This is a genomic window from Streptomyces ziwulingensis (assembly GCF_039542605.1).
Classification (GTDB): Bacteria; Actinomycetota; Actinomycetes; order Streptomycetales; family Streptomycetaceae; genus Streptomyces; species Streptomyces ziwulingensis.
Map to the genome: position 1 here is coordinate 38,754 of NZ_BAABIG010000018.1, position 11,691 is coordinate 50,444.

10 protein-coding genes are annotated in these 11,691 nt (G+C 74.8%); all 10 read right to left on the reverse strand.

Going from position 1 to position 11,691, the window contains the following annotated elements; genetic code table 11:
* Nucleotides 1–15: 15 nt before the first annotated feature.
* Nucleotides 16–1,677 (reverse strand): ABC transporter ATP-binding protein, encoded by a 1,662-nt coding sequence (locus tag ABEB00_RS08975; protein WP_425586462.1) that lies wholly within the window; start codon nt 1,675–1,677, stop codon nt 16–18.
* Nucleotides 1,656–2,477, reverse strand: a complete 822-nt coding sequence (locus ABEB00_RS08980; protein ID WP_345618582.1) for an ABC transporter permease — start codon at nt 2,475–2,477, stop codon at nt 1,656–1,658. Before ABEB00_RS08980 ends, ABEB00_RS08975 begins: the two co-directional genes overlap by 22 nt.
* On the reverse strand, nt 2,474–3,427 hold the full coding sequence (locus ABEB00_RS08985) for an ABC transporter permease (protein WP_345618584.1): 954 nt from the start codon (nt 3,425–3,427) through the stop codon (nt 2,474–2,476). Before ABEB00_RS08985 ends, ABEB00_RS08980 begins: the two co-directional genes overlap by 4 nt.
* Nucleotides 3,424–5,040, reverse strand: coding sequence for an ABC transporter substrate-binding protein (locus tag ABEB00_RS08990; RefSeq protein WP_345618586.1), 1,617 nt, complete (start codon nt 5,038–5,040; stop codon nt 3,424–3,426). The genes ABEB00_RS08985 and ABEB00_RS08990 overlap by 4 nt, the downstream gene beginning before the upstream one ends.
* A 68-nt stretch (nt 5,041–5,108) precedes the next feature.
* Nucleotides 5,109–5,957 carry a class I SAM-dependent methyltransferase gene (locus tag ABEB00_RS08995; RefSeq protein WP_345618627.1) on the reverse strand — a complete coding sequence of 283 codons (849 nt, stop codon included), beginning with the start codon at nt 5,955–5,957 and terminating at the stop codon, nt 5,109–5,111.
* Nucleotides 5,958–6,000: 43 nt separating this feature from the next.
* The gene (locus tag ABEB00_RS09000; protein WP_345618588.1) at nt 6,001–7,263 is read right to left on the reverse strand and encodes an MFS transporter; all 1,263 of its coding nucleotides are present in this window, start codon (nt 7,261–7,263) and stop codon (nt 6,001–6,003) included.
* Complete coding sequence (locus tag ABEB00_RS09005) at nt 7,260–8,366, reverse strand: dipeptide epimerase (RefSeq protein WP_345618590.1); 1,107 nt, start codon at nt 8,364–8,366, stop codon at nt 7,260–7,262. Before ABEB00_RS09005 ends, ABEB00_RS09000 begins: the two co-directional genes overlap by 4 nt.
* Nucleotides 8,363–9,436 (reverse strand): PLP-dependent cysteine synthase family protein, encoded by a 1,074-nt coding sequence (locus ABEB00_RS09010; protein ID WP_345618629.1) that lies wholly within the window; start codon nt 9,434–9,436, stop codon nt 8,363–8,365. Before ABEB00_RS09010 ends, ABEB00_RS09005 begins: the two co-directional genes overlap by 4 nt.
* A 104-nt stretch (nt 9,437–9,540) precedes the next feature.
* Nucleotides 9,541–10,392 carry a Rossmann-like domain-containing protein gene (locus tag ABEB00_RS09015; protein ID WP_345618591.1) on the reverse strand — a complete coding sequence of 284 codons (852 nt, stop codon included), beginning with the start codon at nt 10,390–10,392 and terminating at the stop codon, nt 9,541–9,543.
* On the reverse strand, nt 10,389–11,645 hold the full coding sequence (locus tag ABEB00_RS09020; protein WP_345618593.1) for an ATP-grasp domain-containing protein: 1,257 nt from the start codon (nt 11,643–11,645) through the stop codon (nt 10,389–10,391). Before ABEB00_RS09020 ends, ABEB00_RS09015 begins: the two co-directional genes overlap by 4 nt.
* Between the last annotated feature and the right edge of the window lie 46 nt (nt 11,646–11,691).

Consider the following 11,691-nt stretch of genomic DNA (forward strand, 5'->3'; position numbering starts at 1 on the left):
CGGTGGAGCGGCGGGTCACCGGTCCGCCGCCCGGTCGGCGGCCCGGTGACCCGCCGCGGCCTTGAGCAGGGCGGCGGTGAAGGGGTGGCCCGGGGCGGTCAGGATCTGCCGGGCCGGCCCCTGTTCGACGAGTGCGCCGGCGTCCAGGACGGCGATGCGGTGGGCGAGGGCCGCCGTGTCCAGGTCGTGGGTGATGAGGACCAGGCAGAGCCCGCCGGGGTCGCGGACCAGTGCGGTGAGAAGGGCGAGGATGCTCTGGCGGGTGACCGGGTCCAGGCCGGAGGTGATCTCGTCGCAGACCAGGACACGGGGGCGGGCGAGCAGGGCACGGGCCAGGGCGGCCCGCTGCAGTTCACCGCCGGAGAGCTGAGCTGGGCGCCGGCGGGCCAGGTCCCCGGGGAGGCCGAGGCGGGCGAGGGTGGTCAGGGCCTCCCGTGCCGCCGTGTCCGCGTCGGTGCCGCGCAGGCGGACCGCGGTGCGGGCGACCTGGTGCAGGACGGCACGGTGCTCGTCGAAGGCGGCGCGCGCGTCCTGGAAGACGTACTGGACGGCGGCGAGCCGGCTGCGGCTCCGGTCGCGCACGCTGCGGGGCAACGGTGTGCCGTCCAGCAGGATGTCGCCGTCGTGGTCGCGGTGGAGGCCGGCCAGAGCGCGGCCGAGGGTGGTCTTGCCGCTGCCGGACCGGCCGACGACGGCCAGGCACTCCCCCGGACACAGGTCGAGTGCCGGGATGCGCAGCACCGGCGCGGTGCCGCGGCCGGCGTCGCGGTGGCGGGCGGTGAGGTGGCGTATCCGCAGGACGGGGTGTCCGGTAGTGGTCGGGCCGGCCGGTACCGGGGGATCGGGGAGGTCTGGGGAATCGAGGGGATGAGGAAGATCGGGGAGAGCGGGGAGATAGCGGGGGTTGGGCTGTTCGGCTGGTGCGGGGCGGGTCGGTCCGAGTCGGACGCGTCCGGGTGGGCCCGACTCCACGACCCGGCCCGCGCGCAGGACCACCACGTCGTCGGCGAGTGCGCGGACGACGTCCAGGTCGTGGCTGAGCAGCACGACGGCGATGCCCCGGGCCGCGACGGCCGCGAGTTGGCCGACGACCCGGCTCTTGGTGAGGGCGTCCTGGCCGGTGGTGGGCTCGTCGGCGACGACGACGCGGGCGCCGAGCAGCAGTGCCTGGGCGAGGACGACGCGTTGCTGCTGGCCGCCGGAGAGCTGGTGCGGATAGCGCCGCAGCAGGGCCTCGGCGGCCGGGAGCTGGGCCTCGGCGAGGGCGTGCAGGACGTGTGCGCGGGCCGCCGCCCGGCGCTGCCCGCGCGGCAGGTGGCCCACCCGGCCGCGGGCGATGTCGGTCAGGAGCGCGGAGATCCGGCGGGCGGGGTTGAGGGCGGCCGCCGGGTGCTGGGGGATGTGGCCGACGAGGCCGCCGGCCGCCGGGCGTACCTCGCCGGTGACGCGGGCGCCGGGCGGGTACTCGCCGAGCAGGGCGAGGCCGGTGGTGGTCTTGCCGCTGCCGGAGGCGCCGACCAGAGCCGTGACCCTGCCGGGCAGCGCCCGTAGATTCACCCCGTCGACGATCGCCCTTCCGTCGACCTCCACGCGCAGGTCGCGGATCTCGGCGACGGGAGCCGCGGGCTCCGCTGCGTCCATCGGGTCCGCCGGCTTCATCGGCTTCCTCGCTTCCATGGGGGTGTTCTCCCGCCCCTGTCCAGTGCGGCGTCGAAGAGGAGGTTCGTGCCCGTCGTCAGGGCGACGATCAGCAGGGCGGGCACCACCACGGCCCAGGGCTGGACGAACAGGCCGGTGCGGTTGCGGTCGACCATGACCGCCCAGTCGGCGGCGTCCGGTGCCACGCCGACACCGAGGAAGGCGGCCGTGGCGACCAGGTAGAGGACTCCGGTCAGCCGGGTGCCGGCGTCGGCGGTCAGGGTGCGGAGCATGGAGCGGCCGACGTAGCCGACGGCCAGCCGCCACCAGGTCTCCCCCTGCATGCGCAGCGCCTCGACCGCCGGGCGGGCGGCGGCCTCCGCACCGGCGGCGCGTACGAGGCGGGCCGCGTCGGGCACGTTGACCAGGGCGACCAGCAGGGTGAGCCCGACCGCCCCCGGGGAGAACACCGTGGCGGCCAGCAGGATCAGCAGCAGCGACGGGACGGCGAGCAGCACGTCCAGCGGCCGCATGAGCAGTTCCTCCACCGGGCGGCGGTGGGTGAGCGCGCCGGCCAGGCCGATGGGCAGGGCCACGAGGTAGGCCAGGGCGGTCGCGGCGAGGGCGGCCAGCACGACCGGCCGGCCGCCGTGCAGCACCTGCCGCCAGACGTCACGGCCGACGAAGTCGGTGCCCAGCCGGTGCCCGTCGCCCAGGGTGAAGGACACCGCCCGCGGGCCCGGGGGGCCGGCCACCAGGGGGCCGAGCAGGGCGAGGGCGAGGGGCACGGCGACGAGGGTGAGGCCGAGTGCGAACCGGCCCGTGTGCGCGATTCTCACGCGGCCACCCCCGCCCGGGGCGCGAGCCGGTGGACCACCAGGTCGGCGCCCAGGTTCAGTACGACGGTCAGGACGCCGAAGACGACCGCGAGCCCCTGGACGACGGGCACGTCGCGTTCGGCGACGGCGCCCAGCAGGACGGTGCCGAGCCCGGGGATCACGTACAGGGCCTCCACGACGATGACGCCGCTCAGCAGCCAGTCGAGGGTGCGGGCGAGTTGCTGGGCGGCGGGGGCCAGGGCGTTGGGCAGCGCGTGCGCGTACCGGATCCGGGCGCCGGAGACGCCGTGGCGGCGGGCGTGCGCCACGTACGGGGAGGCGAGCGCGTCGATCAGGCCGGCCCGCACCAGCCGGACCAGTGAGCACACGGGCCGGGCCAGCAGCACCAGGACGGGCAGGACGAGCGCGGCCGGGTGGGCGAGCAGGTCGGTGCCGTAACCGACGGCGGTCGGCGGCAGCCAGCCCAGACGCAGGGCGAGGACGGTGACCAGCAGGACCCCGAGGGCGAACTCGGGAACGGCGTACACGGCGAGCGTCACCGAGCTGATCAGCCGGTCGAGGGGCCGGCCCTCGTGGCGGGCGGCCAGCATCCCCAGTCCCAGGCCGGTCGGCACGAGAAGTGCCATGGTGAGCCCGGCCAGCAGCAGGGTGGGGCCGAAGCCGTCGGCGAGGTACTGGCCGACCGGGCGGCCGGAGACCAGGGAGGTGCCGAGGTCGCCGCGGAGGAGGCCCGCCGCCCAGTCGGCCAGCCGCTCCCCCGCAGGCCGGTCCAGGCGCATGGTCTCGCGGATCGCCGCGATGCGTTCCGGGTCGGGCTGGTCCCCGGCGAGGGCGACGGCGGCGTCGCCCGGCAGCGCCTCGGTGAGCGCGAAGACCAGCAGCACCACGGCCGCGGTCTGCCCGGCGCCGAGGAGCAGCCGCCGGGCGACGAAGGAACGCAGTCCGCTCACCCGAGCCACACCTTGTCGAAGCGGGCCCAGTCGAGGGTGTTGGCGGGGGCGTCCGTCTCGACACCCGCGAGCTTGGGCGTGGTTCCGATGATCCAGTCGGCGAACGCCCAGACGAGGAAGCCGCCCTCGCGGTGCAGACGGCGCTGCATGCGCGCGTACACGGCGGCGCGTTCGCTCTTGTCGCGGGTGGACTGGGCCTGCTGGTAGAGCGCGTCGAAGTCCTGGTGCCGCCACTTGGTGGCGTTGGTGGAGGAGTCGGTGAGCAGGCGCTGGGAGAGGTGGGCCTCCAGGGGCATGGCGCCGGAGCGGTAGCAGCACAGGGTGCCGCCGTCGAGGATGTCGCTCCAGTAGGAGTCCTCGCTGCCCGTCCTGACGTCGACGGTGACCCCCGCTCTCCTCGCCTGGTCGCGGAAGATGCCGGCGGCCTCGGTGAATCCGGTGGCGACGGCCGAGGTGTCCAGGGTGACCTTCAGGTTCTCGGCGCCGGCCTGTCTGAGCAGGGCACGGGCCCGGCCGAGGTCCTGGGTGCGCTGCGGCAGTCCCTCGGCGTAGTACTCGTAGCCCTTGCCGAACAGGTCGTTGCCGATCTCGCCCGCGCCGGAGAGGGCGCCGTCGACCAGTTCCTGGCGGTCGGCGATGAGGAAGAACGCCTGGCGCACCCGCTCGTCGTCGAAGGGCGGCCGGTCGGTCTTCATGCAGAACGCCTGCATGGCACTGTTGCGCAGGCGCACGATCTCGATCCGGCCCCGGCCCTCGTGGGCGCGGGCGGTGGTGGGGTCGAGTTCGTGGGCGTACTCGACCTGCCCGCCGAGCAGCGCGTTGACGCGGGCGGACTCCTCGTTCGCCACGACGAACTCCAGCTCGTCCAGGTGCGGGGCGCCCTCCCAGTAGTCGTCGTGGCGGCGGAAGAGGGCGGAGCGGCCCGGGGCGAACGACACGAAGCGGAACGGTCCGGAGCCGATCGGCTTCCGGTCGAACTCGGTGGCGTTCTCGGGCACGATGTACGCGCCGAACGCGGCCAGGATGTTGGGGAACTCGGCCGTGGGCCGTTTGAGGACGAACTCGACGGTGCGTTCGCCGGTGGCGCGGCTGGCGTCGAGGTCGACGGGTTCCAGGGACGCCTTGGCCCGGAACGCCTGCTTCGGATCGGCTATGCGCCGGTAGCTGTACAGCACGTCCTTCGCGGTGACCGGGCTGCCGTCGTGGAAGGTGGCCCTGCGGAGGGTGACCTGCCAGCGGTCCAGGTTCTTGCCGGGTTCCCACTTCTCGGCGAGGCGGGGCCGGGCGGACAGGTCGGCCCCGTAGTCGGCGAGCTTGTCGAACAGGGCTTTGGCACGGGCGACGTCGGCGAACAGGTTGGCCAGGTGCGGGTCGAGGGTCTCGCTCGCGCCGCCGCCCGCGAAGGCGGCGCGCAGGCGGCCGCCGCGCTTGGGGGTGCCGTCGCCCTTGCCGGCGCCAGTGTCGGTGTCGGGACCGGAGCCGCATCCGGCCAGGGTGAGTGGGGCGAGGGCGGCGGCGCCGGTCGCGGCGAGGAAGCCGCGGCGGCGCAGTCCCGGGAAGCGGTCCGGCGAGGAAGGCCGACGGGTGGATTCATCCTGCGGGTGGGTTTGCACGTGGGTGTCCTCAGAAGATGCGGAGGTGGCGGTTCGGTGAGGTGGTGAGGTGGTGCGGAGGCGCGGGGTCAGGCGGTGGGGCGGTCCCCGACCACCCGGGCCAGTACGTGGAGCCGATCGGCGTCGGTGGTCCGGCCGGGGAGGAGGCCTTCGTGCCAAGGCGGTTCGGTGCGCGGGCCGGGGCCGTCGTGGAGTTCGAGGAGTTCGAAGCCGTGCGCGGCCAGGAGACGGCGTACCTCCCCCGGGAACAGCAGCCGCCAGGCCGAACGCTGCTCGACGGGCCCGGCCCCGTCGTCCGTGGTCCAGACGCGCGTGCGGCGCAGCAACTGGGCGGTGCGGTCCACGGTGAGGGTGGTGGTGGACCGGTGGACGGTGCCCCGCCAGGTGAACTCGTCGGCCGCGGGCGCGTCGAGCAGGTCGCCGCGGCCGAGGAAGTACGCGCCGTTGCGCATCTCCGCGATCAGCAGTCCGCCCGGGGTCAGGGCGCGGCGGCAGGAGGACAGGAAGCCGTCGAGCTGGTCGTCGGTGTGGCAGTACAACAGGGTGCTGTCCAGGCACACCACGGCGTCGAACGCCCCTTGTCCGAGGTCGAACCGGTGCAGGTCGGCCCGGACGTAGGCGGGGCCGGGGTGATGGGCACGGGCGTGGGTGAGCATCGCCTCGGAGAGGTCGGCGCCGGTGACCCGGCGGCCGGCGTGGTGCAGATGGGCGGCGTCGCGGCCGGTGCCGCAGCCCATGTCCAGCACGCGCCGGCCCGCGTCGTGCCGCCGCAGGCAGTCCTCCGCCCAGCGCCCGGCCAGCCGGCCGGCGTCGGGGAAACGCGCCTCGTACAGGCCGGGGTTGTCCGTCAGCAGGTTGCGGCCGGCCCCGGTGGGTGTGCGGGTGGAGGCGGGGGTGGGAGTAGGGGTGACGGCCATGTCGGTGTCGGAGGCCATGTCGGTGTCCTTCGTCCTTGCGGCCTCAGGCCGCGACGGGTACGGCGGGCTTCGGCGTCGTGGGCAGCGATCCCCGCCGGCGCAGCCGGGCCACGCCGAGTGCGGAGGCGAGTCCGCACAGCGCGCAGCCCGCCCACGGCAGCCAGCCGGCGCCGCCCCGCTCTCCGGTGTCCATGGCCCACCCGACCGCCGCGTTGCCCAGGGCGGCGGCGACGCCCGAGACGGCGTAGAAGATGCCGAAGCGGGTGCCGGTCAGTTCGGGGCGGCCGAAACCGGGGATCAGTTCCAGCACGAACGGCTGGGCGACCATCACCCCGAGGTGCAGCAGCAGGGCGCCCAGCAGCACGGGCAGGACCCGTAGCGCAGCGTCGGCCGGGCCGTCCGGGGCGCCGGACACGTCCGCGACCAGTGCGGGCGGCAGGAAGGCCAGTGCCATCAGGCCGAGACCGGTGGCGATCCAGCGGACCCGGTCCCCGCGGGGTGCGAGGGCACGGGTCAGGCGCAGTTGGAAGGTGAGACCGGCGAGGGTGGCGACGAGGAGGACGAGACCGGCGGCGCCGTCCCAGCCGGTCGCCTGCCGTGCTCCGGCGGGCAGCAGCAGATAGAGCTGGTTCTCCAGGGTGAACAGGCCGGCCATGGCGAGCGCGAAGGCGAGGAAGGCGCGGTTGCCGAGGACCTCGCGCCAGTCCGCGAGCACGGTGCTCCCGTGCGGGGTGGCCTTCCGGGCGGGCAGCACCAGGGCCTGGGCGACGGTGAGGAGCGCGAAGATCCCGGCGGCGGTCAGGGCCGAGGCGCGGAAGCCCACCAGGAGCAGCGCGCTTCCCAGCAGTGGCCCGATCAGTGCTCCCGCGGTGGCGAACACCTGGAACAGGGCGAACGCCTCGGCTCTGCGGGTGTCGGCCTCCTGCGCCAGGTAGGTGCGCACGGCGGGGTTGAACAGCGCGCCCGCCAGCCCGCTGAGGACGGACGCGGCGAGCAGGACGGGCAGGTCGTCGCCGAGCGCGAACAGCGCGAAGCCGAGGGTGCGCAGGGCGCAGCCCGCGATGATGACGCCGCGTGCGCCGAGGCGGTCGGAGGCGGAGCCGCCGATGAGGAACAGGCCCTGCTGGCTGAGGTTGCGCACGCCCAGGACGATGCCGACGAGGGCGGCCGACAGGCCCAGGTTCTCGGTGAGGTGGGTGGCGAGGTAGGGGACGAGAAGGTAGAAGCCGGTGTTCACGCCGAGCTGGTTGACCAGCAGGAGTTGGACCGCGAGCGGGAAGCGCCGCAGCTCACGCCAGGTTTTCACGCCGTATCTCCCCCGGCTCGGCGCGGTTCGACGCCCAGTCCGGGCAGGCCGCCGGCGTGCACCCGGCCGTTCTCGCCGCCGATACCGGTCCACGGGTCGTGGGCGAGCAGCAGATGCCCGTCGAGGTCGACCCAGCGGGCCCGGTCGGCGAGGTGGACGGCGGGGGCGAGGCCCAGGCTGCTGGCGGTGAGGCAGCCCAGCATCAGGTCGGTGCCGCTGCCGTCGAGCAGGGCGGCGATGCGCAGGGCCGCGTACACCCCGCCGCACTTGGCGAGTTTGACGTTCACGCCGTGCACACGTCCGGCCAGGCGGCGCACGTCTGCCAGGTCCACGGCGTCCTCGTCGGCGATGACGGGCAGCGGTGAGCGGGCGGCCAGGGCCGCCAGGGCCTCGGGATCGCCGGGGGCGAGGGGCTGTTCGACGGCTGCCACGCCGAGTGCGGCGAACCGGGGCAGCAGTGCCCGGGCCCGCGCCGTGGACCAGGCACCGTTGGCGTCGAGGAGCAGCCGGACCCGGGGCGCCGCGTCGCGCACGACCCGGACGCGCTCGACGTCGTCCTCGGGGTCGGCGGCCCCGGCCTTCACCTTGATCACTTCGAAGCCGCTCGCCGCGAGGGCGCGGGCCCGCGCCGCCGCGTGCGCGAGGGAGGAGATGCCGAGGGTGCGGGCGGTGGCCGCGCGGGGCGGGTCGGTGGTGCCCAGGAGTCGGTGGACGGGACGGCCGGCGCGCTTGCCGACGAGGTCGAGCAGGGCCGCCTCCACGGCGGCGGTCACCGCGGGGGGAGGTGCGTCACCGGCCGCCGTACCGAGCGAGGTGCTGGCTGACGGGCTGAGCGACGGGCTGAGCGACTCGCCGGTCCGCAGGGCCTCCAGGGCGCTCTCCGGATCGGGGAAGCGGAGCAGGTCGGTGCCGGCGGTGGTGAGGAGGCGGCCGAGGGTCTGCGCGTCGAGGCGTTGGTAGACGCTGCTGACGGCCTCGCCGTGGCCGGTCACGCCGTCGTGCTCGACGCTCAGCCGGACCGCTTCGCGGGCGGACATGGTGGAGCGGGATATGCGCAGCGGCTCGGTGAGTTCGAGCCGTACGGTGTGCAGGCCGGTCTTCACGGTTTCAGCTCCGTTCGGGGTGCGGCCTTCAGCGGGTCGGTGACGCGGGCGCACCTGAGCCAGCCGGTGGCCTCGGCCGCCCGCGGGTGCGGGATCTCCACGGGGCGGACGGCCGCCGCGGCCGGGTCGAGGCCGTGGGCCGCGGTGAACTCGTCGTCGTAGACGGTGCCGAGGTAGCGGTGCGGTCCGTCGGGGAAGACGGCGGCGACGACCGTGCCGGGGTGGACGCGGGCGGCCCAGGCGGCGACGCGGGCGGCGGCGCCGGTGCTCCAGCCACCGCTGACGAAGCTGGTACGGGCCAGGCGGCGGCAACTGTCCACGGCCTCCGCGGGTCCCACCCAGTGGACCTCGTCGAAGGCGTCGTAGGCGACGTTGCGCGGGTGGATGCTGCTGCCGAGGCCGCGCATCAGCCTCGGGCGGGCGGGCTGGCCGAAGATGGTGGAGCCGGTGGCGTCGACGCCGATCAGCCGCAGGCCGGGCCAGTGGCGGCGCAGCGGGCCGATGAGGCCGGCGCTGTGGCCGCCGGTGCCGACGCTGCACACCAGGGTGTCCAGGTGGTCGAGCTGGACGGCGAGTTCGGCCGCGAGCGAGGCGTAACCGGCGGTGTTGTCGGGGTTGTTGTACTGGTCGGGCCAGTAGGCGTCCGGCAGTACGGCGAGCAGTTCGCGCAGCCGGGCCAGCCGGGCGGCCTGCCAGCCGCCCTGGGGGGCGGGCCGGGCCACGATCTCCAGCCGTACACCGTGAGCGTGCAGCAACTGGCGCATGGACGGCTCCAGTTCGCTGTCACCGACCAGGACGACGGGGTGGCCGAGGGCCTGTCCGGCGAAGGCGAGTCCGAGGCCGAGGGTGCCGGAGGTGGACTCCACCACGGGGGCGCCGGGCCGCAGTTCGCCGCGTTCACGGGCGCCCATCAGCATGGACACGGCGGCCCGGGCCTTCATGCCGCCCGCCGACAGTCCTTCGAGCTTGGCCCAGAAGCCGGGGTGCGGTCCGGGCAGGCCGGCGGTGATACGGACGACGGGGCTGCGGCCGAGCAGGGTGAGCAGTTCCGGTCGGGCGTCGGGCGACAGGGCGGGGGCGGTGGCCGGGGCAAGGGCGGTGGCCGGGACAGGGGCGGTGGTCGGGACAGGGACGGTGGCCGGGACAGGGGCGGTGGTGGTCGGGGCGGTGGTGGTCACCGGGTGCCTCCCGGGTGGTCGGCGGCGCGGTAGCGGTGGAGGGTGCCGGGGCCGCCGTCCAGCCAGAAGAAGGGGTACGGTTCCGCGCACACCGCGCTCACCCCGTGACCCAGGAACCGGGGCAGCACGGCGCTGCCGGTCTGGGCGAACATCACCAGTTGCCGGCCCCGCGCCAGCGCGTGCTCCCGCAGCGCCTCGAAGGTTCCGTTGCCCAGTGTCATCCCGGACACCAGCAGCGCGTCACAGCGGTCGGTCGCGGCGAGGGCGTCGGTGACGACCGTCTCGCCCCACTCCGTGATCCCGCCCTTGAGGTCGCACGGAACATAGCGGAGCCCCCGCGCACGCAACGCCTCCAGCAGGGAGTTGACCACGCCGACCACGAGGACCGTCGACCCCGGTGCCAGGTCGAGCAGGTCGACCACCGTCCGGGCCCGGGCCCGGGACTTCTCCAGCGAGGGCCCGGCCGGCAGGGGCACGGCCTGGGCCCCGTGGTCGGGGGTGTGCGGGGTGACGTGCATCAGGTAGGCGTCGAGCGCGGCCACACGGACCGGCGTCAGGGGGTGCTCCAGCAGGCGGGCCAGGTCCGCGCCGACGCACTCCTCCACCGCGCTGTCGTGGAGCGTGCCGGGTTCGACCGCGCAGCTCCCGACGGCCTCGGCGAGCCGCAGACTGAGCACCTCGTTGCGGTAGCCGGTGCCACGCCCGTCGTGCCGTACGGCCTGCCGGGTGGTGAAGGCGACGGAGATCCGCAGCGCGGCCGGATCCGGTCCGAGCCCGCCGGCCCGGACCCGCCTGAGGAGTTCGTCGTACGTCGTCGCGCGGGCGGTCACCGAGGGGGCGGGGGTCACCGGATCACCAGCCCGGAGCGCACCTCGTCGAGCAGCGACTCGACCCGGGCGCGGGCGCCGGTGCCGTCCGGGTCGCCCGCCATCACATGGCCGAGGTACTCGTTGTTGCTGCCCGCCGCCCGCACCCGGGTGCCGGGCTCGGCGAACCGCGCCTCCAGCACGTCCGGCTCGGTGCGCAGGCGGCCGCCGTCCAGGGCTTCGAGCGTGCCCGGGGTGTCCGGCACCAGGAAGCCGACGGCGGCGCTGCGCAGCCCGGTGTCCGTGCGCCCGAGGTCGGGTGCGCGGCCGAGGGTGACGTCCACGAAGGCCGCGGCGAGGTCGATACCGGTGACGTGGCGGACCAGTTCGGTGATGCGGTTCCCCGCGGGGCGCGGGTTGACCTCGACCACGCGTGGACCATCGGAGGTCAGCTTGATCTCGGTGTGCGCCACCACAGCGTCGGTCAGGCCGAGCGCCTCAAGGGCGCCCACCGCGGTCCGTACCGCCGCCTCGGCTTCCGCGGCCGGCAGTGCGGCGGGGAACATGTGGCCGGTCTCGATGAACGCGGGTGCTCCGCCGACGCTCTTGTCGGTCACGCCGATCACCTGGACCGTGCCCGCGTGGGACACCGTCTCGACGCTCACCTCCGGCCCGTCCAGGAACTCTTCGAGCAGGACGAGGGGCGCCCGGCGCTGCCCGCGCGCGTTGACCGGGAAGTCGGACAGCGCCTGCACGGCGGCGGCGAGTTGTTCCTCGTCGTCCACCCGCCGGACGTACATGCCCGCGCACAGGTCGACGGGTTTGACGACCAGCGGGTAGCCGATCTCCCGCGCCGCCCGCGCGAGGCCGGCCGGTTCCTCGTGCACCGCGAACTTCGGTCCGGGCACCCCGGCGTCGGCGAGGACGCGGCGGGTGGCGTCCTTGCGGCAGGCGTTCTCGACCGCCTCGGGGCTCGGGGTGGGCAGGCCGAGCCGGACGGCCGCGCGCGCCACCGTCGGCAGGTAGTAGTCGCAGGACGTGATCACCGCGTCGAAGCCGAACACCGCGTGCAGTCGCTCGACCTGAGGCAGCAGCGCCTCGGTGTCGTTGGTGTCCGCCGTGATCACATTGCGCGCCCCGAGCAGCGGATGCGCCACGCCCTCGGGTGCCGGACGCAGGTAGTGGTGCAGGTCACGGGTGAGGAAGGTGAACTCGTGCCCACTCTCCCGTATCGCCCGTGGCAGCAGCCTGCTCATCGATCCGACCCAGCTCTCGACCACCAGCAGATGAGCCACAGCTCCCCATTCCATGTCGCCTGTACGGCGCGGTTCTGACATCAGG

Excerpts from the sequence above, each read along its gene's own strand:
- ABEB00_RS08975 (WP_425586462.1), bottom strand. The coding sequence starts at position 1,677 with ATGGAAGCGAGGAAGCCGATGAAGCCGGCGGACCCGATGGACGCAGCG.
- ABEB00_RS08995 (WP_345618627.1), bottom strand. The coding sequence starts at position 5,957 with ATGGCCGTCACCCCTACTCCCACCCCCGCCTCCACCCGCACACCCACC.